A 23,752-nucleotide genomic window follows, 5' to 3' on the forward strand; every position below is an offset into this window, starting at 1 on the left:
AGCCTTGAAAGTCGGTAAAACGGTTCCCACATGCGCCTGGCGCTGTTTCTGAACCCGGCTTTGTAAACCGACCAGGCATGGCGTATCGCAGGGGAGTCCCTTCGGGGCTTCGGCGACGAGCAGAACGGTGTCGGGCAAGCAGCGGAGTCGGTGATGGCGGACGCAGATATGCAAGTTGAGCAATTTCTTCAGGCGCTGGTGGACGAACTCGCCATACCCGAGTCTCGCTACGAACAGGCCGAGACCAGCTATAAATCCCTTGGGGACTGGTTTCACAGGGACGAGAGCAAGGTCCGGGACTTTGATCCGGCGGTCTATGTGCAGGGATCCTTTCGTCTCGGAACAGCGATTCGACCGATCAATGATGCCGAGGAGTATGATGTCGACTCGGTGTGCGAGCTGAAAAGGCTTGCAAAAAGAGATCTCAGCCAGTTCGAGCTGAAGCTGTTGCTGGGCGGCGAGATCAAGGCCTATCACGACGCCAAAGGGATGACGAAGCCCGTCCGCGAAGGGCGGCGCTGCTGGATTCTCGAGTACGCCAATGGTGCCCAGTTCCACATGGACATCGTCCCTGCGCTACCGAATGGCGCGGAACAGAGGCTTCTTCTCGAAAAGGCGCAATTTGATGCGCGGTGGGCAGACACTGCGATCGCGATCACGGACCGTGAGGTGCCGACCTATATGGTTCGGACGCCAGATTGGCCGCGCTCCAATCCCAAGGGATATGGTGAGTGGTTCAAGTCGCGGATGGCGGTGGTCCTGGCCCGGCGAAAGCAGATGCTCGCCGAGTCTCTGAAGAGGCGCGGCGTTACCGCGAGTGTCGAGAAATTGCCGGACTATCGCGTGCGGACGCCGTTGCAGGCGGCGGTAATGCTCTTGAAGAGGCATCGGGACAACATGTTCGCCCGCGATCCCGATCTTAAGCCCATCTCCGTGATCATCACCACTTTGGCAGGCCACGCCTATGGCGAGGAGGACACGATTGCCGGCGCGCTCTTCTCGATCCTCGGGCGCATGGACCAGCACATCCGTCATGACGGCAGCAGATTTGTAATTCCGAACCCGACCGACCCGTTCGAGAATTTCGCAGACAAATGGGAGAAAGAGCCGCAAAAGGCGCAGGCCTTCTTCAATTGGCTCGAACAGGCGCGCGAGGACTTCGGTCGCGCCGCTCGCGCCACGACGTTCCAGGGCATGAACGAGGCCGTCTCGGCGCGAATGGGAACGGCGCTGGCGGACCGCGCGGTGAGGAAGATCAGCGGAAACGGCGGCGGGCTCTTGCGCAAGGCCTCGGTTGCTCCTGCGGCCGCTATTCCGACTTTCGGAAACGCGCCACGCGTGCCCACGACACCCAAGGGCTTTGCATGAGCTGGTGGTTGACGAACGCCTCTCGTGCAAAGTCCGAGCAGGTCGCTCTCGCTCAGTTAGCGGAGGGGTCTGGATGGCTGTCGGGCGTCAGCTGGAGGATCGGCGATGACCTTCACTTGATCGTTGACTTCGACATCCAGCATAACGGTGAGACCTTCAGCCTTTTCATGGCCTATCCGTCGACCTTCCCGGATACGCCGCCGATGGTGCGCTCGCGGGATGGCAAACGGCTCTCCTGGCACCAGTACGGGGCAGAAGGAGAACTCTGCCTCGAGCACCGGCCGGACAACTGGGATCCGTCCATCACCGGCGCGATGATGGTCGAGAGCGCATATCGTCTTCTCTCGGGTGAAAGGCCGACGGGAGATGAAGACGGCGTCGTCCGGTCGGCTCATCAGACATCGATTGGCCGCGAGGTCCGCGGCGAGCTCGTCAGGTTCGTGATTGCTGGAGACGCCATCGAATCCTTGGCTGGTCTTCCGATGGACGTTCCCGTACCCATCACAGCCTGGGACAGACTTGAAAAGCCGACATGGATCGCATCTCTCGTGAGTGTCGGGGACGAGGGCTCGATGATCTGGTCGCAAAGCGCTCCGCAGCCTTCGGGGTCCTCGATGGCGAAGGGGTTTGCGCTACGAACGACGCGCGATGTCGAGCGTTTCCGCACTGACCCTCGCAGTTTCGTCGAAGCGCTGCCCGCCGAGTTTCCCGAACTTGCCGAGCGGCTTCCTGAAAACCCCTTCAACGGGTTCGTCTTGCTGGGTGGAGCGGACCGGTGGACTGCGCTGAACCTGTTCGCTCACGACGACAAGCAGACCGTATTTCACTACAAGACAATAGTCGAACCTGAAGCCTCCGGGCGGCTTTCCGCCGACTATGGTGCGCTCGTCGGGAAGCGGATCGCGATCATTGGATGCGGTTCAGTCGGATCAAAGATAGCCGCCACGCTCGCGCGATCCGGCGTCCGTAAGTTCACCCTGGTCGACGACGATATCTTCTTCCAGGCGAACCTCGTCAGGAATGACCTCGATGCGCGAGCGATCGGCCGACACAAGGTCGATGCCTTGACGGTGCGTATCAAGGATATCGTTGCAAATGCTGAGGTTGACTGCCGGCGCGTAGCCCTCGGCCAACAGGAGAGTGCCGGGACAACCGAGTCGGTCATGGAGGAGCTGGCGCAGGCCGACCTGTTGATCGATGCGACTGCCGATCCGCGCGCGTTCAACTTGGTCGCGGCGGTCGCGCGTCGGCATCGTAAACCGATGGTCTGGTGTGAGGTGTTTGCCGGAGGCATCGGAGGCGTCGTCGCGAGGATGAGGCCGGACCTCGACCCGATCCCGACGCTTGCCCGGAGCCAGATCCGGGCCTGGTGTGACGGCCATGGCGTGCCCTGGGCGGCGGGAACAAACGATGCGGATTATGGGGTACAGTCGAGTGATGGCTCCCCGTTAGTTGCCGACGACGCCGATGTCAGCGTTATTGCGGGCCATGCGTCCAGATTGGCGTTGGATATCCTGACGCGCGAGCAAAGCATCTTCCCGTCCTCGGCTTATGCGATCGGCCTGGCGGCGGAGTGGATTTTCCAGGCGCCGTTCGATACGTGGCCGATCGATCTGCGGCCAGAAGGAGAGTGGGGCGAATCCCAGGAGGCTGCATCCGTGGAGGACCTGAAGGATCTTCTGACCACTCTCTTCCCGGAGGCCGCAGCGTGATCCGGGTGAGAATCTCTTCGGGCACGCGAGATCGTATGAAACAGGCTCTTCGACGAGCTGGATCGCGCGAGATTGGCGGCGTCCTGATGGGGCAGGAACTCGCGGTCGGTCATTTTGCGGTCGTCGACTTCTCTCTGGACGAAATTTCAGGCGCGCGCGCCCACTTCGTGCGCGATGTCGAACATCACCGGAAAGCACTCGAAGAATTTTTCGATCGGACGGGGCACAACTATCAATCGTTCAACTATTTGGGCGAATGGCATTCGCATCCGAGTTTTCCGGCACGGCCGAGCGTCCCAGATCTTTGCTCGATGCAGGATCTGGTCGATGGAGAAAGAGGGATCGAGTTCGCGGTACTTCTGATCGTGAAACTGGGATTCTTCCGCCGCTTCGTTTCGTCGGCGAGCCTTCACATGCGCAGCCAGAGGCCGGAGCCTGTCAAACTGGAAACCAATTGAAGAGAGCCGCCGATGAGCTGGGATACCATCGACTTTGTCATTCGATCTGCCGCGGCCTGGTTCTTTCGCGCTCGCAACGCTGAAAGCTGGATTTTTCGCGGCGCCATCGCGGTCCTCGTTGCACTATGCGGAGCAAACTGGGTCTTCAAATATTCCGGCCCTATATCGGGCAGTCCCGGCTCCGTCGAGATCGGCACCGCCGGGACGATCCCCGATGGAATTCTCTGGGGCCTGACGGTCATTTGCGCCCTGCTGATGATGGCGTCGGCAGGCTGGGCATGGAAGCGATACGCGAACGAGCAGGAGAGGCTCTCGCGTAGAAAGGTCTTCGTCATCGAGGGCAGAGGCTTGCGCGACGATGATGGTTCGCCATTGAAGGCTGCGATCCCCGACAACATTGTTGGTACCCGGGTGGATTATCTCTTGGACCTCCGTCAGCGGAAGGACGGTGTCATCGTTGAGCCGGAGGAACTGCTCCAGCCTATCGGCGCCATGAAAACTTGGTTCCACCAAGTCCAGAAGGGACATGACCGAAGCGATCTGACGACTGTCTACGGAGGGCTGACAGCTGTTCCCCTGACCTTCTTGACGGGCGTGCTTTTGGACGACGAGAGCAACGTTGTGGTCATGGATTGGGATCGTATCGCCGGTCGGTGGAAGTTGCTTGATGGTCCCGACGACAATGTACGATTCGATGTGACTGATATCGAGGCAGCGCGCGGCGCCCGCGAAGTCGTGCTCGCCGTTTCGGCCTCGTACATGGTGAAGTCGGAAGATCTTGCGACCACCTTCACATATCCGGTTGTTCGGATGACGTTGCCTGACTTTCAGTCGTCGCATTGGTCTCAAGCCAAGCAGGCGGCGATGGCGGATCAGTTTCTCGGTGTCTTAAAGCAACTCGACGCGATGGGAGCCGACCGAATTCATCTCGTCCTGGCTGCACAAAACAGCGTCGCCTTCAATCTCGGCAGGCGCTACGATAAAAGGAACCTCCCGAAAGTCACCGTGTACCAGTTCGAGCGCGCGCAGAACCTCCGGTACCCGTGGGGTGTTGAGATGCCGGTCGCCGGAGCGAGCGCTCGTATTGTCCATTCAGCTAGAGTTGAGGCGCAGTGAGTTCGGGGAGCATTGGCCGCCAGTGCGCAAGCCGTCCAATAGCGTCCGCTATTGCGTTGCAAGTGAGAAAGCGCATTAGTTTCAATACCCTAGGCCGCCGCTTGGAAAAGCAATTTGAGATGGTTGCGTGCCCCCGCAACCAACGATCCCTGCGATCCCAATGAGCCCCCTTCGCGGGGGCTTTTTGCCGTCCGGCACAAAACCCCGCGGATGGCGCCTTCCCAAGCGCTCCTCCGCACAAGCGTCGAAGCGCTCTTTCTGTGTCCGGTTGGTGTCCAACTCCTCTGCCGTCAGACGACCGACATAGCGCTCGTCGTCGGGACACCGCTTCCCGGAACATTATGGCGCGGGCAGTGTAGAAGCAGAGCAGCAAACCGAATACTTCCTGGTAAGCTGCACCACTGCGCCGCCCGGAAATTGTTGATCCCGTTGTCGCGGGAAAGTATTCCTTTTGTCGACAAGAGGATTTGCAAATGACCGACACCGACAACAATTCCCTCCCAGAACGCAAGCGGGGCTCCGGCGTGAAGATGGTCTACGACCTTCTCCGCGACGAGATCCTTGATCTGGTCCTGCCGCCCGGTAGCCCGATCGACGAGGTGCAACTCGCCGAGCGCTTCAAGCTCTCGCGCACGCCGATCCGTGAGGCTCTGGTGCGGCTGGCAGGCGAGGGGCTGATCGATACCTTGCCGAATCGATCGACGATGGTGTCGAACATCGATTTCCTCAATCTGCATACTTTCTTCGAGGCACTGGTGCTGATGTATCGGGTGACGACCCGGCTTGCGGCGCAGAACCACCGTCCGGAAGACCTGCCGGTCATCCGCGGCTTCCACGAAGACTATGCGGCCGCCGTCCAGTCGCGCGACGCGCTGGCCATGATCGCCACCAATGCAGCTTTTCACGCGGCAATCGCGGAAGCCGGCCGCAACCCCTATTTCACTGGGCTGTTCCGCCGGTTGCTTGATGAAGGGCGGCGGATTCTTCGCCTCTACTACCAGTCCTACGAGGAGCAGTTCCCCCAGCGCTTCGTCGACGAGCACGCGGAAATCATTGCGGCGATCGAAGCGCGCGACGTCGAGGCGGCCGATCGTCTCGGCAAGGCGCATGCCGAGCAGATCGTCGAGCAGGTGCAGAAACTGTTCACCCGAACCAACAAGCTCGACATTGACCTGTAGCAACCTTGTATTTTTCTTGTCGACAAATAAAATACAAGACGCTATTGTCTGCTTCAAAGGCACGGAGGCGGCACCAGTGACTGTGCGCACGCCCGTGCCCCGCAACAAGACAAGAGGAGTTTCAAATGAAGGCGAAGATTTTCTCCGGCGTCATCCCCGCGCTGATGACCCCTTGCAAGGACGACCGCACCCCCGATTTCGACGCCCTCGTTCGCAAGGGCAAGGAACTGATCGCCCAGGGCATGTCCGCCGTCGTCTATTGCGGCTCGATGGGTGACTGGCCGCTCCTAACCGACGCACAGCGCATGGAAGGCGTCGAGCGTCTGATCAAGGCCGGCATCCCGGTCATCGTCGGCACCGGCGCCGTCAACACCGCTTCCGCCGTCGCCCATGCGGCCCACGCCCAGAAGGTCGGTGCGAAGGGCCTGATGGTCATCCCGCGCGTGCTTTCGCGTGGCTCGGTCGTCGTCGCCCAGAAGAACCACTTCAAGGCCATTCTCTCGGCCGCTCCGGATCTGCCGGCGGTCATCTACAACAGCCCCTATTATGGTTTCGCCACCCGCGCCGACCTGTTCTTCGCCCTGCGCGCCGAACATCCGAACCTCGTCGGTTTCAAGGAGTTCGGGGGCGCCGCCGACATGCGCTATGCGGCCGAGAACATTACCAGCCGTGACGATGACGTTTCGCTGATGATCGGTGTCGACACAGCCGTGTTCCACGGCTTCGTCAACTGCGGCGCAACCGGCGCCATCACCGGCATCGGCTGCGTGCTGCCGAAGGAAGTCATCCATATGTGCAACCTGTCGCAGGCAGCCGCCGAAGGCGACGTCGATGCACGCCAGCGCGCCCTGGAACTGGAGCAGGCGCTCGCCGTGCTGTCCTCCTTCGACGAAGGCCCGGATCTGGTTCTCTACTTCAAGTACATGATGGTGCTGAAGGGCGACAAGGAATACACGTTGCACTTCAACGAGACCGACGCGCTGTCGGAAAGCCAACGCGGCTACGTCGAAGCGCAGTTCAAGCTCTTCAACACCTGGTATGCCGAGTGGAGCAAGCTTCCGGGCGCCGTACAGAAGTACAAAGCCTGATCGCTGTAAGGCCCACAAAACAGAAGGTCCTCCGGTTGGAGGACCTTTTTCGTTTGGCGGCTTCGATTTGTTGGCCTCACATGCGCTGGGACCAATGCTCCACTACGCGACGGCGTCCAAGCCAAGGGCGAGGAGCCGATCGAGCTGGTCGATCTCGGCCTGTGTCAAGGCGACCCCCTCTGCCTCGGACTTGGCGCGCGCCACGAAGCGCCGCTGCGAGGGAAGGCGGGCCCCCTGGCCGACGATCGCCTCGAACAGAACCTCCGCGCGGGCAAAGGGATTGCCCGGCCGTCCGGCCGCGAAGGCCTCCGGCGAGAAGGCGACGATGAGCTCGCCGTGGAACGGCGCCAAGGTGGTCGTGCCGAGGTAATCAAGCACTTCGGGGCTCGTCAGGTCGCCGATCATAATGCCCGCGAGAAGCTCGATCATCGTTCCAATCGCCGAGCCCTTGTGCCCACCGAACGGCAGCATGGCGCCGGCGAGCGCAGCTTCAGGATCGGTCGTGGGCTTGCCTTCGGCATCGATCGCCCAACCCTCCGGCAGGGGCTTGCCCGCCTGCCGGTGCAGTTCGATCTCGCCGCGCGCTGCAACCGAAGTCGCGAAGTCGAAGACGTAGGGCGGCTTGCCTTCGCGCGGCCAGCCGAAGGCGAAGGGATTGGTGCCGAGCAGCGGCTTGTTGCCGCCCGTGGGCGCCACGGTCGCATAGCTCGGGCACATGACGAGGCCGGCGAGCCCCTCTTCCGTCAGTGCTTCGACTTCAGGCCAAAGCGCCGAGAAATGCGCGCAATCATTGATGACGAGTGCGGCAAGGCCGAGCGCCTTGGCACGGTCGGCTAGGGCCGGCAGGCCGAGCTCGAAGGCAGGATTGGCGAAGCCGCCCTTGGCGTTCACCTTGACGATGGCCGAGCCCTCCCGGCGATCGAGATCCGGTACGGCGTCCGGCTGCACCTTGCCCGCCTTCACTGTTCGCAGAGCCCCTTCGATGCGATAGATACCGTGGGATTTGCAGGCGTCACGCTCGCCGGCGACGATCACGCGGGCGAGCGCCCCGGCCTGAACGCTATTGAGCCCCACCTTGCGGAAGATTGCCTCGACGCGCTCGTAAAGCGCACTGATCGAAAGGGTTGTGGTCTCACTCATCGTATGGCCTCTTGTCGCTACCGCCGGCGGGCGGTTGATATCGTGCATACAAACAGTATACAAAGTTTCGACAAGTGCAATTCGTTCGCGGGTTGATCTTTGCCGAAGCACCGATTTTTTGAGAAAGGAACGTCAGATGGTCTTTACCCCAAAAGGAAAACACCTCGTCGCCGGCGAATGGCTCGACGGGGAGGGCACCTTCGGCTCCGCCCCGGCCCACGGCCCGGTGTATCACTTTGCCATAGGCACCGTCGAACTGGTGAACCGGGCCTGCGAGGCGGCCGAGGAAGCCTTCTGGAGCTTTGGCTATTCCTCGCGGGCGGAGCGCGCGGCCTTCCTGCGCACCATTGCGGACGAGATCGACGCCCGTGCCGATGCCATCACCGAGATCGGCAGCCAGGAAACCGGTCTGCCCGAGGCCCGTCTGCAGGGTGAACGCGGCCGCACCACCGGGCAACTCCGGTTGTTCGCCGACCACATCGAAAAGGGCGAGCACCTGGACCGCCGCTTCGACGCGGCAATGCCGGACCGCAAGCCGGCGCCGCGCCCGGAGATCCGGCTCATCCAGCGGCCGATCGGTCCGGTTGCCGTCTTCGGCGCCTCGAACTTCCCGCTCGCCTTCTCGACAGCCGGCGGCGATACCGCCGCGGCGCTTGCCGCAGGCTGCCCCGTGGTCGTAAAGGGCCATTCGGCGCATCCTGGCACCGGTGAAATCGTCGCCCAAGCGATCGAAGCAGCCATCCGCAAGACCGGCGTCCACCCCGGGGTTTTCTCGCTGATCCAAGGCGGTTGCCGCGAAGTCGGCCACGCCCTGGTGCAGCACCCACTGATCAAGGCCGTCGGCTTCACCGGTTCGCTGGCTGGTGGCCGCGCGCTCTTCGACCTCTGCGCCGCACGGCCCGAGCCGATCCCGTTCTTCGGTGAGCTCGGTTCGGTCAATCCGATGTTCCTGCTGCCGGAAGCGCTGAACGCCCGGGCGGAGACGCTCGGCCAAGGCTGGGCCGGTTCGCTGACCATGGGCGCCGGCCAGTTCTGCACCAATCCCGGCATCGCCGTGGTCGTCGATGGTGCTGCCGCGGACCGCTTCACGGCCGCGACCGTAGAGGCGCTCGCCACGGTAGCGCCGCAGACGATGCTGACCGACGGCATCGCGAAAGCCTATCATGACGGGCAGGCGCGCTTTGCCAGCCGCAACGCAGTCAAGCCGCTGCTCGTCACCCGGTCGACAGATCGCGCCGCCTCGCCCAACCTCTTCGAGACGACCGGCGCGCAGTTCCTCTCAGATCATGCGCTCGGCGAGGAGGTGTTCGGACCGCTCGGTCTCGTGGTCCGGGTGGGCTCGCTCGACGAGATGGAGCAACTCGCGCGTGGGTTCGAGGGACAACTGACGGCGACCATCCACATGGACTCCGCCGACCTGGACGCGGCCCGGCGCCTGCGCCCGGTACTTGAGCGCAAGGCGGGGCGGGTGCTGGTCAACGGCTTTCCGACTGGGGTCGAAGTCGTCGATTCGATGGTGCATGGCGGACCCTATCCGGCCTCGACCAATTTCGGGGCAACCAGCGTCGGTACCCTGTCGATTCGACGTTTCCTGCGTCCGGTGGCCTACCAGAACATGCCGGAAGGCCTGCTGCCGGAAGACTTCCTCGGCTGATCCAAGGGGCGTGCAAGCAATAAACGGGGCTTTTCCACAAGGGAAAGCTCCGTTTAATTGCGTCTGGACACCAGGCTATATACTTTTTGTATTTTTCTTGTATTTTTACAATTGATTTGTGCTCTCCAATGCGGAATAGTGCGCCGCCGTAAGACACCATTTCAGGGAGAGAGAGATAATGAAGACTTCGGTGCTCGCGTTCGGCCTCGTTGCGGCCACGGCTCTGACCAGCCCGGCCCATGCCGACAAACTTGATGACATCATTGGCTCGGGCACGCTGCGCTGTGCCGTCGTGCTCGACTTCCCGCCGATGGGTTCTCGCGACGAGAACAACAATCCGATCGGCTTCGACGTCGACTATTGCAACGACCTTGCCAAGGCACTCGGTGTAACGGCAGAGATCGTGGAAACCCCGTTCCCGGAGCGCATTCCCGCTCTCATGTCGGGCCGTGTTGACGTCGGCGTTGCCTCGACCTCGGACACGCTGGAGCGCGCCAAGACCGTTGGCATGACGATGCCGTACTTTGCCTTCGAAATGGCCGTCACTGCCAACGACAAGTCGGGCATCAAGTCCTTCGAAGACATGAAGGGCAAGGTCGTCGGTGCGACGGCAGGCACGTTCGAAGCGATCGCGCTGGAAAATCAGGTCAAGGCCTGGGGCGCCGGTGAGTTCCGTCCGTACCAGACGCAGGCTGATGTCTTCCTTGCACTGAGCCAGGGACAGATCGACGCCACCGTGTCGACCTCTACCGTCGCCCAGGCCAATGTGAAGACCGGCAAGTTCCCCGGCATCTCCGTGGTTGGCAAGGCACCGTTCGACACCGACTATGTGGCGCTCTTCACCAACCGCGAAGAATACGGCCTCATCAACTACCTCAACCTGTTCATCAATCAGCAGGTACGCACCGGCCGCTACAAGGAACTCTACGAAAAGTGGGTTGGCGGCGAGGTGCCGGAACTGACGGTCAACGGCGTCTATCGCTGATCACGCCGCTTCTCTGCGGCGCGAGGCCTACTGCATGTTTCCTTGAATCGTAGCCGATTTAAGCAAAAAACATGCAGCAATTCAAAGTGCTACAGCGGTCTTTGCGCGTCTCATAAGACGCGCGGCGCTGTAGCCTCGCGCCGCTATTCGTTTCCGAAGGGGTGAGACGAAAAATGTTCAGTTATACCTTCCATTGGAACCAGGCGCTGAAGGCCCTGCCGCAGATGCTCGACGGCGCGTTGATCACCTTGCAGGTGGCACTGCTATCGATGGTCATAGGCCTCGCACTCGCGCTCGCGCTAACGGCCTGCCGCCTGTCCGGGAATCGCGTCCTCGGTGGCATTGCCACCACCTGGGTCGAGATCGCCCGCAACACTCCGGCGCTGTTCCAGATCTACATGGCCCATTTCGGCCTCGGCAATTTCGGCATCCATCTGAGCCCCTATACGGCGCTGCTCGTCGGGATCGCCTTCAACAATGCCGGCTACCTTGCCGAGAATTTCCGCGGTGCGCTGAAAGCCATTCCGGACACCCAGACGCGCGCCGGGCGCTCGCTCGGGATGACCCCGGTGCAGGCCTTTCGCTACATCGTCCTGCCGCAGATGCTGCGCGTTGCATTCCTGCCCACCACCAATCAGATGGTCTGGGCGATCCTGATGACGTCGCTCGGCGTCACGGTCGGCATGAATTCCGATCTCGCCGGCGTCACCCAGGAGCTGAACGCGCGGTCGTTCCGCACCTTCGAATTCTTCGCCCTTGCCGCCGTGATCTACTATGTCATCGCCAAGGCCGTGACGCTGGCGGCGCGTGTGCTCGCCTCCCGCATGTACCGCTACTGAGAGAGGTGAGAGATGTTCAATACCGCCCTCACCCTAAGTGACCTCGGCTTTCTCGCACAGGGTGCGTTGATGACGCTCGCGGTCACGACCGTCTCGGTCGCTGCCGGCACCGTGCTCGGTGTCATCTTCGGCGTCGTGCGCAACCAGGTCGGTCCTTACTGGTCGGCGCCGCTCACCTTCCTGCTCGACGTCTTCCGCTCGGTGCCGCTGCTGATCCAGCTCGTCCTCGGCAACGCCTTCCAGTCGATCGCCAAGCTCGGCTGGCCTCCGTTCACGACGTCCTGCGTGGTGCTGTCACTCTATACGGCCGCCTATTGCACCGAGATCGTGCGCGGCGGCATCGCCTCGGTGCCGCCGACGATACGGCGCTCCGCCCGATCGCTCGGCATGACCTGGTGGCAGGACATGCGCTACATCGTGGCGCCGCTCGCCACCCGCGTTTCGCTGCCGTCCTGGATCGGCTTGACGCTCGGTGTCATGAAGGATTCCGCGCTCGTGCTCTGGCTCGGGCTGATCGAACTGCTGCGCGCCTCGCAGGTGCTTGTCACCCGCCTGCAGGAACCGCTGCTCATCCTCATGATCTGCGGTGCCATCTACTTCCTCATCAGCTTCCCAATCGCCCGGCTCGGCGGTTATCTTGAAAAACGGTGGTCCAATGATTGAGATCCAGAACGTCCGCAAATCCTTCGGCTCGCTGGAGGTTCTCAAAGGCATCGACCTCACCGTCGAGAAGGGTGAAGTCGTGACGGTCATCGGCGGCTCCGGCTCCGGCAAATCGACGCTGCTCACCTGCATCAACGGCCTCGAGCCGATCGATGCGGGCCGCATCATGGTCGATGGTACCGAGGTCCACGCCAAGACGACCGACCTCAACAAACTGCGCCGCAAGATCGGCATCGTCTTTCAGCAGTGGAACGCCTTCCCGCACCTGACCGTTCTCGAGAACGTCATGCTGGCGCCGCGCAAGGTGCTTGGCCTTTCCAAGGACAAGGCCGAGGAGATTGCCGTCAAGCAGCTCACCCATGTCGGCCTCGGCGAGAAGCTCTTGGTGTATCCGAACCGCATGTCGGGCGGCCAGCAGCAGCGCATGGCAATCGCCCGCGCGCTCGCCATGTCACCGGAATACATGCTGTTCGACGAAGTGACTTCGGCGCTCGATCCCCAGCTTGTCGGCGAAGTGCTCGATACGCTGCGCATGCTCGCCTCCGAGGGCATGACGATGATCTGCGTTACGCACGAGATGAAATTCGCCCGCGAGGTTTCCGACCGGGTGGCCTTCTTCCACAAGGGCGTGATGGCAGAGATTGCGCCGCCGGATGCGCTCTTCGGTGCGCCGAAGGATCCCGAACTGCAGAAGTTCTTGGCAGCAACGCATTGAGGCGATCATGAAGGATGCAGCCCAGCCTGACGTCATCGTTATCGGCGCCGGCGTTGTCGGCCTTTCCGCCGCAATCGCGGTCCAGGCACGGGGGCTTTCGGTCACCGTGCTCGACCGGGAAGGCCCCGCTGCCGGAGCCTCGGCCGGCAATGCCGGGGCTTTCGCCTTCACCGACATCCTGCCGCTCGCCTCGCCCGGTATCCTCAAGAAGGCGCCGAGATGGCTGCTCGACCCGCTCGGGCCGCTGACCATTCCGCCTGCCTACGCCGCACAGATCGCACCGTGGACGTTCCGCTTCTGGCGCGCCTGCTCGCCGAAGCGGGTGGCGCATTCGACGGCAGCACAAACGGCGATGATGGACCTGTCAAAGGCGGAGCTGGAGCCCTTCCTTGCGGCGACCGGCACCTTGCCGATGCTGCGCAAGGAAGGCAATCTTCAGGTCTATGAAAGCGAGGCGGAGCTGAAGGCTTCGCTGCCGGGCTGGAAGGCGCGGGCGGAGCACGGCATCGAGTTCCGTCACCTCGACGCCTCGGCCATGCGCGAGGTTCAGCCCGGCCTTGCGCCGCGCTTCGCCCACGGCACCTTCACGCCTGGCTGGTACTCGATCGCCGATCCGAAGCTCTACACGCTGGCGCTTGCGGACCATTTCCGCGCCGGGGGCGGTGCGATCGAACGCGCCGAGATCGCGGCACTGAAGCCGGTCGAGGGCGGGGTCGAACTGACGGCGGCGGACGGCAAGACGCGACGCGCCCGCCACGTGGTGCTTGCGGCCGGCGCCTTCTCGCACCGTATCACCCGCACCCTTGGCGAGCGCATTCCGCTCGAGACCGAGCGCGGTTACAATACCACGCTTCCCTCGAACGCCTTCGACCTGCGCACCCAGGTCACCTTCGGCGGCCACGGCTTCGTCGTCACGCGGCTTTCGACGGGCATCAGGGTCGGCGGCGCCGTGGAACTCGGTGGCTTGAAGTTGCCGCCGAACTATCGTCGCGCGGAAGCCATGCTGAAGAAGGCGCAGACCTTCCTGCCGGGGCTGAAAGGCGAGGGCGGCGTGCAATGGATGGGCTTTCGCCCGTCGCTGCCCGACAGCCTGCCGGCGATCGGCCGCGCCCGCGCCACGCCGCAGGTGATCTACGCCTTCGGCCACGGTCACCTCGGCCTGACGCAATCGGCAGGGACCGCCCGGCTCGTCGCCGATCTCTTGACCGGCCAGAGGCCGGCCATCGACATCCAATCCTTCTCGCCTCAGAGATTCTGACAGGACAGCGACCATGGCCACCTACACCTTCTCCTGCATCGACGGCCACACCTGCGGCAATCCGGTCCGCCTCGTTTCCGGCGGCGGGCCAAGACTGGAGGGGGCCAACATGCTGGAGAAGCGCGCCCACTTCCTTAAGGAATTCGACTGGATCCGCACGGGCCTGATGTTCGAGCCGCGCGGGCACGACATGATGTCGGGTTCGATCCTCTATCCACCGACGCGACCGGACTGCGACGTCGCGGTGCTCTTCATCGAGACCTCCGGCTGCCTGCCGATGTGCGGTCACGGCACGATCGGCACCATCACCATGGCGATCGAGAACGGGCTGATCACCCCGCGCGAGCCCGGCAAGCTGTCGATCGACGCGCCGGCCGGCAAGGTGGACATCACCTATCGCCAGGAGGGCCGCTTCGTCGAGGAGGTACGCCTGACCAACGTGCCCGGGTTTCTCTATGCCGAGGGATTGACCGCCGAAGTCGAAGGCCTGGGTGAAATCGTCGTCGACGTTGCCTATGGCGGCAACTTTTATGCCATCGTCGAGCCGCAAAAGAATTTTCGGGACATGGCCGACCATACGGCTGGCGAACTTGTCGGCTGGAGCCCGAAGCTGCGCGCCGCATTGAACGCCAAATATGAATTCGTCCACCCCGGGCATCCGGAGATCCGGGGCCTCAGCCACATTCAATGGACAGGCAAGCCGACGCAGGCGGAGGCGCATGGGCGCAACGCCGTGTTCTACGGCGAAAAGGCCATCGACCGTTCGCCCTGCGGTACCGGCACCTCGGCGCGCATGGCGCAGCTCGCCGCCAAAGGCAAGCTCAAGGTTGCCGACGAGTTCGTGCATGAATCGATCATCGGCTCGCTGTTCAAGGGCCGGATCGAGGCTGAGACCAAGGTTGCGGATCGCGACGCCATCATTCCTTCCATCGCTGGATGGGCGCGGATGACCGGCATAAACACGATCTTCATCGACGACCGCGATCCCTTTGCTCACGGCTTTGTCGTAAAATGACCCAATCGATCTCCGCTCGCAGCATTCTGGGCGGCACCGCCCATGGCCCCATCGTCGCCGCCGTGGAGGCGCTGAGCTTCTGGGGCGGGGTCGACCCGGCGACGGGCCGGGTAATTGATGTGCGCCATCCGCTGCACGGCAACTGTCTGACCGGCGCAATCCTGCTGATGCCGTCGAGCCGCGGCTCCTGCACTGGCTCGGGCGTCCTGCTCGAACTCGCGCTGACGGGTCGCGCCCCAGCCGCGCTGGTATTCTGCGAAGCCGAGGACGTCCTGACCCTCGGCGCGCTGATCGCCGCTGAAATGTTCGGCAAGCCGCTGCCGGTATTACGGGTCTCGCGCCCGGCCTTTGAAGCGCTTTCGCAAGTAAAGACAGCACGGATCAGCAACACAGCGATCGAGACCGATGGCCTGGCGATCACGGTCGAGCCGCCGGCCACGGCCGCGCTCGACCTTTCCGAGAGCGATCGCGCCATGCTGGATGGCCGCGACGGCGTCGCGGTCCAGCAGGCCATGCGCATTATCTGCGCCATGGCGGCGCAGCAGGGAGCAGAAGGGCTCGTGGACGTGGTGCAGGGCCACATCGACGGGTGCATTTATGCGGGCCCGGCGAACCTGACCTTTGCCGAGAAGATGGCGGCGATGGGGGCGAAAGTCCGCGTGCCGACGACCATGAACGCCATTTCGGTCGACCGCGCCAACTGGCAGGCGCAGGGCGTGCCGGCCGCCTTCGGCGACCCGGCGGCGCGACTGGCCGACGCCTATGTCCGCATGGGCTGTCGTCCGACCTTCACCTGCTCGCCCTATCTGCTCGACAGCGCACCGCGCGCCGGCGAATTGATCGCCTGGGCGGAATCCAACGCCGTGATCTTCGCCAATAGCGTTATCGGCGCACGGACGGCGAAGCATCCGGATTTTCTCGACCTTTGCATCGCGCTGACCGGGCGCGCGCCACGCTCCGGCGTCTACCTGGACGAACATAGGAAGGCCCGACGCGTGATCGACGTCGACCTGCCCGGAGGCGTAGACGATGCTTTCTGGCCGCTGGTTGGTTATCTCGCCGGTCGCGCCGCGCCGGATCGTATACCGCTCCTGCGCGGGCTCGCCGCGGGGCAGCCCACGCGCGACGACCTCAAGGCGCTCTGCGCCGCTTTCGGCACCACCTCCGCCGCGCCGATGCTGCATGTGGATGGCGTCACGCCCGAGGCGGATGGCGCAGCGGCCGAAGACGCCGACCACGCGACCATCACCCGTGCCGAAATGGCCGCCGCCTGGTCGAGCTTGAACGACGGACCGGACGAGGTGGAACTCGTCGCCATCGGCAGCCCGCATGCCTCGCTTGGGGAATGTCGCGCCCTGGCGGATGCGCTTGGCGGGCGCATGCGGCATCCCGAGGTGGTGGTGATCGTCACCGCCGCGCACCAGGTCATCGCCGTGGCGCGCAGCGACGGTACGCTCGCCCGGCTCGAGATGAGCGGCGTGCAGGTTCTGCCGGATCTCTGCTGGTGCTCGATTTCCGAACCGGTGTTCCCGACCAAAACCCGCGCGCTGATCACCAATTCGGGCAAATACGCCCATTACGGTCCCGGTCTCTCCGGCCGCACTGTGCGCTTCGGCAGCCTCGCCGATTGCATCACCGCGGCTCTGACCGGGCGCGTCCCGGCACGGCTGCCCGACTGGTTATCCTGAGCGACTGGTTATCCTGAAAGGAGTTCGCGATGCGCAGCACGAAAACCATTCATGTCATCTCCGCCCACGCCGAAGGCGAGGTGGGCGATGTGATCGTCGGCGGCGTTGCGCCTCCGCCGGGCGAGACGATCTGGGAACAGAGCCGCTGGATCGCCCGCGACCAGACGTTGCGCAAATTCGTCCTCAACGAACCGCGCGGCGGTGTCTTCCGCCACGTCAATCTGCTGGTTCCGCCAAAGCACCCGGACGCCGATGCCGCCTTCATCATCATGGAACCGGAAGACACGCCGCCCATGTCCGGTTCGAATTCGATCTGCGTCTCTACGGTGCTCCTCGACAGCGGCATCCTCCCTATGCAGGAGCCGGTGACGGAGATCACGCTCGAAGCACCGGGCGGTCTCGTGCGCGTCCGAGCCGAATGCCGCAACGGCAAGGCCGAGCGCATCTTCGTGCAGAACCTGCCGAGCTTTGCGGAGCGGCTGGACGCAAAGCTTGAGGTCGAGGGCCTCGGTACGCTGACCGTCGACACCGCCTATGGCGGCGACAGCTTCGTTATCGTCGATGCTGCCGCAATGGGCTTCAGCCTCAAGCCGGGCGAGGCCTATGATATCGCTCGCCTCGGCGTAAGGATCACCAATGCCGCCAATGCGCAGTTCGGTTTTCACCACCCCGAAAATCCTGGCTGGCGGCATTTCTCCTTCTGCCTCTTCGCGGGTCCCGTGGAGCGCACTGCGGAGGGCCTGCGCGCCGGAGCGGCCGTCGCCATCCAGCCGGGCAAGGTCGACCGCTCGCCCACCGGCACGGCGCTTTCGGCACGCATGGCGGTGTTGCACGCCCGCGGCGAGATGGGCCCGGAGGACAGGCTGACGGCGGTATCGCTGATAGGCTCGACCTTTACAGGCCGGATCGTGGGCACTACCGAGGTCGGCAGTCGGCCGGCGATCCTGCCGGAAATCTCGGGCCGCGCCTGGATCACCGGCGTTCATCAGCACATGCTCGACCCTTCCGATCCCTGGCCCGAGGGTTACCGGCTGACCGACACCTGGGGCGCCCGCTGAGCCGGTTTCGATCGCGGCAAGGGCGTCCTTTGTGCGTCCGACACGACGCGCGGCGCTCCAGACAGGCAGGTTCAGCCGCCTTTTCTAGGCAAGAATCCGATCTGCTGTCGCTGCGGGTCTTCTTGTTTCAGCGTACGGAGCATCGCCTCGTATTCCCGCTCGAGTTCGGGCGTCACTGACGGGCGAATTTCATCGAACGCCTTGTTGAAATGCTCCAGCGTGACGTCCTGGGCGTCGAGATTTTCCCTGAGCGCGATAAGACCCGCGCGCCTGGTGAGATCTTCAAGGTCGGCACCCGTGAACCGCTCGGTCCTTTGCGCGAGATCGTCGAGGTCAACGTCCTTGGCCAGCGGCATCTTGCGCGTGTGTACGCCAAGAATCTTGCGCCGGCCCTTTTCATCCGGAACCGGAACATAGACAAGCTCGTCGAAACGGCCAGGTCGAAGCAGGGCGGGGTCGAGGAGGTTCGGCCGATTGGTCGCCGCCATGACGACCACGCCTTGCATATCTTCCAACCCGTCCATTTCCGCTAGCAACGTGTTTACCACGCGTTCGGTCACGGCGGGCTCGCCGATGCCGCCACCCCGAGCCGGGGCAAGGGAATCGATTTCGTCAATAAAGATCACTGTCGGCGCGACCTGCCTTGCCCGTTCGAAGAGCTGCGATACCTGCTGCTCGGACTCCCCGTACCATTTCGAAAGCAGGTCGGACGACTTGGTCGCCACGAAATTCGCCTCCGCTTCCCGCGCGACGGCCTTCGCCAGCAAGGTCTTCCCGGTCCCCGGCGGACCGAACAGCAGGAATCCCTTCGCCGGACGAATGCCCATTCGCTTGAATGATTGCGGAGATCGCAACGGCAATTCGACCCCTTCGCGAAGCCGCATCTGCGCGTCGTCCAGCCCCCCGATGTCAGCCCACCGAACGTCGGGCGCTTGAATCATGATTTCGCGGAGTGCTGACGGCTGTATCCGCTTCAGGGCGGTCAAGAAGTCAGCCTGGTTGACGCTCAGATTTTCGAGGACCTCGCTCGGGATGCCCTCTCTGAGATTGATGTCGGGCAATATCCTGCGAAGCGAATCCATCGCCGCTTCGCGCGCGAGCGCGCCGACATCGGCGCCGACAAAACCGTAGGTGGTTCTTGCAATTTCGTCGAGGTCGACGTCTTCCGCCAGAGGCATGCCGCGCGTGTGGATTGCAAGAACCTCGCGCCTGCCTTTCTGATCCGGCACTCCGATGACGATCTCGCGATCGAAGCGGCCTGGACGTCTCAGCGCTTCGTCAATTGAATCACGGCGATTGGTGGCACCGATGACGACGATGTTCTGCCTGGGCTCGAGACCGTCCATCAAAGTCAAGAGCTGTGCCACGATCCGGCGTTCCACTTCGCCGGTCACTTTCTCCCGTTTCGGCGCGATCGAGTCGATCTCGTCGAGAAAGATGATGGAAGGAGCGTTCTTGGCCGCCTCCTCGAACACCTGGCGCAACCGTTGTTCGGATTCACCATATTGGCTCCCCATGATTTCCGGCCCGGCGATATGATAGAAATGAGCTTCGGTTTCGTTTGCAACCGCCCGCGCCAGAAGTGTCTTGCCCGTTCCCGGAGGGCCGTGAAGCAGCACGCCCTTCGGGGGATCGATGCCAAGGCGCTGGAACAGCTCCGGATGTCGAAGCGGCAGCTCCACCATTTCCCGCACTTGATCGACTGCGTTTCCGAGGCCGCCGATGTCATCATAGGTGACGTCGGCCCGTCTGGCCTCCTTGGGCTCTTCGTATTCCGGTCGCAGTTCGACGACGGTATTTTCTCCCATCGTGACGATGCCGCGCGGCTGGGTCGACACGACGACCAGACGGATCTCCTGGAGACCATAGGCTGGAAGCTCGACCAAGCCGCGCATGATGTCATGCTCCGTGCGGACGTTGCGACTGATGCGTTGGTGTACGGACGTCGAGATCACATCCCCGGCAGCCATCGGGCGGCGAAAGAACGTACGCTGAAGCGCTTCGCCCGATCCCTGCAGCCGAAGGTTCTTCTGGGCAGGGGCGAGAACGACCCGCTGGGCAGGTCGCGCATCCACCTTGTGAACCTCCACATAGTCGCCGCTGGTTGCGCCGGCGTTCACACGCTGCAGGCCGTCCAATCTAATGATGTTGAGGCCCTCGTCCTCAGCGTAGCCCCGGAAAGCGATCGCACCCGTATGACGTTTCCCGACAATCTCGATTATGTCGCCTTCTTCGACTCCGAGCGCGGACATGATCCTCGGCGTAATTCTCGCGAATGGTCCTCCGGAGTCTTCGGGACGGGTATTTGCGACCTGAAGCTTGACGGTGTTGTCTTGGGATTGTGCCATTGAACTCTCCGGGCTCGGACAAGGTCTGAAAGAGGGACGAGTGCAGTGCAGATCAGTTATACGACCAAACATATGGTTGCGGACAGGCATTTCCAGCTCGCGCGTCAGCGTTTCGGCATGGCCCGAACAAGCTGATTTCAAGTTAGGCAATACAAAATGGTCAAGAGAGCCTGAAGTATAGTCAAAGAACCTGAAAGCGGTGACTGATACGCTCTCGATAACAGAGGGCGGCCTGGCCCTGGGGGGCGAATAAGCCAAGTTTCGTCGCTTGTCGAAAAAACCAAAGCGGATGGGAGTGATAGGTTTCAGCCGCTGAAATCGGGTCTGTCAGCGTCAAATGAGGATATGGCGCATGGTGATACTGACACCGCAGGAAGCCGGAGGACGCGTGTTGATTGCAGAACGCAATCCACTTGTCATTGCCGCACTGCGCGGGCTCTTTTCGGAGAACACCAAGTTCTCGATCGTCGGCACCGCCAGCTCGTCTGCGGAGTTATGCGAGAAGCTTGGGTCGATCGAAGCGGATTGCGTGTTGCTGAGCTGGCAACTTATCGATGCGGAGGCGCCAGATGTGCTCGCCGATCTGGAGCGGCTCGGTTTCGACCCGAGGATCGTGCTCTTCGCTGAAAGCCATAACCCGGCCGTCGTAAGCGAAACAATCCGGCTCGGCGTAAATGGGCTTTGTTACCAGTTCGAAGATCCGGAGATCCTTTTCGCCACGCTAACGGCGGTGATGAAAGGGCGCATTTGTATCCCTTATACCGTTCTCGCGAAGGTGCCGCATTCACCGTTTTCGCAGCTCACGTCCCGTGAGAACGAGCTGTTGTCCATGCTGGCCGACGGCTGGAGCAATACTCAGATTGCAGCGCGGACCGGCATATCCGAAAACACCGTGAAATATCACCTCAAGAATCTGTACGACAAGCTCCAGGTCCGAAACCGGGCGATGGCGGTCGCGATCTACGCCAAGGAACGGCGGCGCATTCAAACATAAGCGCGCAATCTCCATCCAGAACCCGGCGACGGGTAGCGACAATCCCTGTGCGCCACGCGTGCTGCACCCGTCATCAGCAAAAGCTTTGCCCCGACTAGGTGGCAGCACCGCTTCGTCTCGAGGGTTGGGCCAGCTTTCGTCAGGGTTGGCTGTCCGGGTAGGGATTGCCTACCCGTTTTCCGAAACCGCCACCCGCCCGGGCCGAAATTGCGCTGCCCGTCCGGCATTCCTTTCTGCCAGAGCGAGTGTTGTGTGGTGGTCGCCCGAAAGGCAGCCTGAGCACCGCAATCAAATCTCGTCCGCGGTCACTTGGAGGAACCATGCCAGGCTACAATCATCTCTTCATTCCCGGCCCCACCAACATTCCCGAGCAGGTTCGCCAGGCCATGAACCTGCCGATGGAAGACATGCGCTCCCCTCGATATCCCTTGTTGACATTGCCGCTCCTTGCCGACGTCAAGAAGGTTTTCAAGAACCACGACGGCCGCGTCTTCATCTATCCTTCATCGGGCACTGGCGCCTGGGAAGCGGCGATGACCAACGTGCTCTCCCCGGGCGACCGGGTACTGATGAGCCGCTTCGGTCAGTTCTCCCATCTCTGGGTCGACATGGCCGAGCGCCTCGGCTTCGAGGTCGATTGCATCGACAGGGAATGGGGAACGGGCGTGCCGGTCGAGCTCTATGCCGAGCGGCTCGCCGCCGACAAGGCGCACAGGATCAAGGCCGTCTTCGTCACGCATAACGAAACCGCGACCGGCGTGACCTCGGATGTCGCGGCTGTTCGCGCGGCGCTCGATGCTTGCGGCCACCCGGCGCTGCTCTTCGTCGACGGTGTCTCCTCGATCGGCTCCATCGATTTCCGCCAGGACGAATGGGGTGTCGATTGCGCCGTCTCCGGCTCGCAGAAGGGTTTCATGCTGCCCGCCGGGCTCGGCTTCCTTTCGGTCAGCCAGAAGGCGCTGGAAGCGGCCAAGACCGCGCGTCACATGCGCTGCTACTTCTCCTTCGAGGACATGATCAAGACCAACGATACCGGCTACTTTCCCTACACGCCGCCGACTCAGCTCCTGCGGGGCCTACGCGCTGCGCTCGACCTGATCTTCGAGGAAGGCCTCGAAAATATCTTCGCGCGTCACCACCATCTCGCCAACGGCGTGCGGGCCGCGGTTTCCGCCTGGGGCCTCAGGCTCTGCGCGACCGAGCCGAAGTGGCATTCCGACACGGTGTCGGCGATCCAGTTGCCGGAAGGGATCGATGGCGCCGAGGTCATCCGCCACGCCTATCGAACCTACAATACCTCGCTCGGCAGCGGGCTCAGCAAGGTGGCGGGCAAGGTCTTCCGCATCGGCCATCTGGGATCGCTGAACGAGGTGATGGTGCTCGCCGCGCTCTCGGCCGCCGAACTGACGCTGCTCGATTGCGGCGTAGCGATTGAGCCCGGTTCCGGCGTCGGTGCCGCGATCAAGCAGTTCCGTTCCGCTGCCGCGACGGCAACCGCCAAGGCGGCCTGAACAGAAGAGGGGAGACATTCATGAGCCACACGATAAACCATCTCCGCCGCCTCCGCTTACAGCGCAGCGAACTCGCGGTTCCGGGCTCGAATCCGGAGATGATCGAGAAGGCGGCCAATTCGGAGGCCGACTACATTTTCCTCGATATCGAGGACGCGGTGGCGCCGCCGGACAAGGAGCGTGCCCGCGCCAACATTGTCGCCGCGCTCAATCAGATCGACTGGCACGGCCGCGGCAAGACCATCTCCGTCCGCATCAATGGCCTCGACACCCACTATATGTATCGTGACGTCGTTGATCTCATGGAGCAGGCCGGCGACCGGATCGACACGCTGCTCGTGCCAAAGGTCGGCGTGCCGGCAGATCTCTACATGGTCGAAGCCATGGTCAACCAGATTGAGATCGCCAAGGGCTACAAGACCCGCGTCGGGCTCGAGGCGCTGATCGAGACCGCGCTCGGCATGGCCAATGTCGAAGCCATCGCTTCCTTCGGCGGGCGGCTCGAGGCGCTGCATTTCGGCGTCGCCGACTATGCCGCGAGCCTCAAGGCCCGCACGGTCAACATCGGCGGGCTCAACCCGGATTATCCCGGCGACCAGTGGCATTTCGGGCTGTCGCGCATGACGGTCGCGTGCCGTGCCTATGGACTGCGCGCCATCGACGGACCCTTCGGCGACTTCTCCGATCCCGAGGGCTACAAGGCCGCCGCCCGTCGTGCCGCCGCGCTCGGGATCGAGGGCAAATGGGCGATCCACCCGAGCCAGATCGCGCTTGCCAACGACATCTTCTCCCCACCCGAGAAGGAGGTCGATCGTGCCCGCCGCATCATCGACGCGCTGAAGCTTGCCGAGAGCCAGGGCAAGGGTGCCGCATCGCTCGACGGCAAGATGATCGACGCCGCATCCGAGCGCATGGCGCGCAACGTGCTCGCCACCCACGAAGCAATCATCGCCAGCCGCTGAGG

At 62.7% G+C, this 23,752-nt stretch carries 20 protein-coding genes; 18 read left to right on the forward strand and 2 right to left on the reverse strand.

What is annotated here, in order from left to right; all coding sequences use genetic code 11:
- Positions 1-153 precede the first annotated feature (153 nt).
- From PZN02_RS10250 to PZN02_RS10275, 6 genes are all read left to right on the forward strand, one after another.
- Positions 154-1,368 (forward strand): nucleotidyltransferase domain-containing protein, encoded by a 1,215-nt coding sequence (locus PZN02_RS10250; RefSeq protein ID WP_280657899.1) that lies wholly within the window; start codon positions 154-156, stop codon positions 1,366-1,368.
- Entirely contained in the window at positions 1,365-3,080 is a 1,716-nt protein-coding gene (locus tag PZN02_RS10255) for a ThiF family adenylyltransferase (protein WP_280657900.1), read from the forward strand. Before PZN02_RS10250 ends, PZN02_RS10255 begins: the two co-directional genes overlap by 4 nt.
- Positions 3,081-3,115: 35 nt before the next feature.
- Complete coding sequence (locus tag PZN02_RS10260) at positions 3,116-3,538, forward strand: Mov34/MPN/PAD-1 family protein (RefSeq protein WP_280657901.1); 423 nt, start codon at positions 3,116-3,118, stop codon at positions 3,536-3,538.
- Between the two features lie 12 nt (positions 3,539-3,550).
- Complete coding sequence (locus PZN02_RS10265) at positions 3,551-4,654, forward strand: SAVED domain-containing protein (protein ID WP_280657902.1); 1,104 nt, start codon at positions 3,551-3,553, stop codon at positions 4,652-4,654.
- Between the two features lie 473 nt (positions 4,655-5,127).
- Positions 5,128-5,832, forward strand: coding sequence for a GntR family transcriptional regulator (locus PZN02_RS10270; RefSeq protein ID WP_280657903.1), 705 nt, complete (start codon positions 5,128-5,130; stop codon positions 5,830-5,832).
- A gap of 125 nt (positions 5,833-5,957) precedes the next feature.
- The gene (locus PZN02_RS10275) at positions 5,958-6,920 is read left to right on the forward strand and encodes a dihydrodipicolinate synthase family protein (protein WP_280657904.1); all 963 of its coding nucleotides are present in this window, start codon (positions 5,958-5,960) and stop codon (positions 6,918-6,920) included.
- A gap of 102 nt (positions 6,921-7,022) precedes the next feature.
- Here PZN02_RS10275 and PZN02_RS10280 read toward each other — a convergent pair whose 3' ends face one another.
- Positions 7,023-8,060, reverse strand: coding sequence for an Ldh family oxidoreductase (locus PZN02_RS10280; RefSeq protein WP_280657905.1), 1,038 nt, complete (start codon positions 8,058-8,060; stop codon positions 7,023-7,025).
- Positions 8,061-8,196: 136 nt separating this feature from the next.
- Here PZN02_RS10280 and PZN02_RS10285 point away from each other — a divergent pair, with 136 nt between their 5' ends.
- From PZN02_RS10285 to PZN02_RS10325, 9 genes are all read left to right on the forward strand, one after another.
- The gene (locus tag PZN02_RS10285) at positions 8,197-9,714 is read left to right on the forward strand and encodes an aldehyde dehydrogenase (NADP(+)) (RefSeq protein WP_280657906.1); all 1,518 of its coding nucleotides are present in this window, start codon (positions 8,197-8,199) and stop codon (positions 9,712-9,714) included.
- A 178-nt stretch (positions 9,715-9,892) separates the two neighbouring features.
- Positions 9,893-10,699 carry an ABC transporter substrate-binding protein gene (locus PZN02_RS10290; RefSeq protein WP_280657907.1) on the forward strand — a complete coding sequence of 269 codons (807 nt, stop codon included), beginning with the start codon at positions 9,893-9,895 and terminating at the stop codon, positions 10,697-10,699.
- 173 nt (positions 10,700-10,872) lie between these two features.
- Positions 10,873-11,538, forward strand: coding sequence for an amino acid ABC transporter permease (locus PZN02_RS10295; protein WP_280657908.1), 666 nt, complete (start codon positions 10,873-10,875; stop codon positions 11,536-11,538).
- A gap of 12 nt (positions 11,539-11,550) precedes the next feature.
- Positions 11,551-12,201: an amino acid ABC transporter permease gene (locus tag PZN02_RS10300; protein ID WP_280657909.1), complete on the forward strand. Its 651-nt coding sequence runs from the start codon at positions 11,551-11,553 to the stop codon at positions 12,199-12,201.
- A complete protein-coding gene (locus tag PZN02_RS10305; RefSeq protein WP_280657910.1) occupies positions 12,194-12,916 on the forward strand; it encodes an amino acid ABC transporter ATP-binding protein in 723 nt (240 codons plus the stop codon). The genes PZN02_RS10300 and PZN02_RS10305 overlap by 8 nt, the downstream gene beginning before the upstream one ends.
- Before the next feature lie 7 nt (positions 12,917-12,923).
- Positions 12,924-14,174, forward strand: coding sequence for an NAD(P)/FAD-dependent oxidoreductase (locus PZN02_RS10310; protein ID WP_280657911.1), 1,251 nt, complete (start codon positions 12,924-12,926; stop codon positions 14,172-14,174).
- A gap of 13 nt (positions 14,175-14,187) precedes the next feature.
- Positions 14,188-15,189, forward strand: a complete 1,002-nt coding sequence (locus PZN02_RS10315) for a 4-hydroxyproline epimerase (protein ID WP_280657912.1) — start codon at positions 14,188-14,190, stop codon at positions 15,187-15,189.
- Positions 15,186-16,877: a cis-3-hydroxy-L-proline dehydratase gene (gene lhpI, locus PZN02_RS10320; RefSeq protein ID WP_280657913.1), complete on the forward strand. Its 1,692-nt coding sequence runs from the start codon at positions 15,186-15,188 to the stop codon at positions 16,875-16,877. Before PZN02_RS10315 ends, lhpI begins: the two co-directional genes overlap by 4 nt.
- Before the next feature lie 29 nt (positions 16,878-16,906).
- A complete protein-coding gene (locus tag PZN02_RS10325) occupies positions 16,907-17,935 on the forward strand; it encodes a trans-3-hydroxy-L-proline dehydratase (protein ID WP_280657914.1) in 1,029 nt (342 codons plus the stop codon).
- 71 nt (positions 17,936-18,006) lie between these two features.
- Here the strand turns inward: PZN02_RS10325 and PZN02_RS10330 are convergent, their stop codons facing one another.
- A complete protein-coding gene (locus PZN02_RS10330; RefSeq protein ID WP_280657915.1) occupies positions 18,007-20,283 on the reverse strand; it encodes a CDC48 family AAA ATPase in 2,277 nt (758 codons plus the stop codon).
- 352 nt (positions 20,284-20,635) lie between these two features.
- Between PZN02_RS10330 and PZN02_RS10335 the strand changes: the two genes are divergently transcribed.
- The 3 genes from PZN02_RS10335 to PZN02_RS10345 all read left to right on the forward strand — a co-directional run bounded on the left by PZN02_RS10335 (position 20,636) and on the right by PZN02_RS10345 (position 23,750).
- Complete coding sequence (locus PZN02_RS10335; RefSeq protein WP_280657916.1) at positions 20,636-21,277, forward strand: response regulator transcription factor; 642 nt, start codon at positions 20,636-20,638, stop codon at positions 21,275-21,277.
- A 320-nt stretch (positions 21,278-21,597) separates the two neighbouring features.
- Positions 21,598-22,788 carry an aminotransferase class V-fold PLP-dependent enzyme gene (locus PZN02_RS10340; protein ID WP_280657917.1) on the forward strand — a complete coding sequence of 397 codons (1,191 nt, stop codon included), beginning with the start codon at positions 21,598-21,600 and terminating at the stop codon, positions 22,786-22,788.
- A gap of 20 nt (positions 22,789-22,808) precedes the next feature.
- Complete coding sequence (locus PZN02_RS10345; protein WP_280657918.1) at positions 22,809-23,750, forward strand: HpcH/HpaI aldolase/citrate lyase family protein; 942 nt, start codon at positions 22,809-22,811, stop codon at positions 23,748-23,750.
- Positions 23,751-23,752 lie beyond the last annotated feature (2 nt).

This window comes from Sinorhizobium garamanticum (genome assembly GCF_029892065.1).
Classification (GTDB): domain Bacteria; phylum Pseudomonadota; class Alphaproteobacteria; order Rhizobiales; family Rhizobiaceae; genus Sinorhizobium; species Sinorhizobium garamanticum.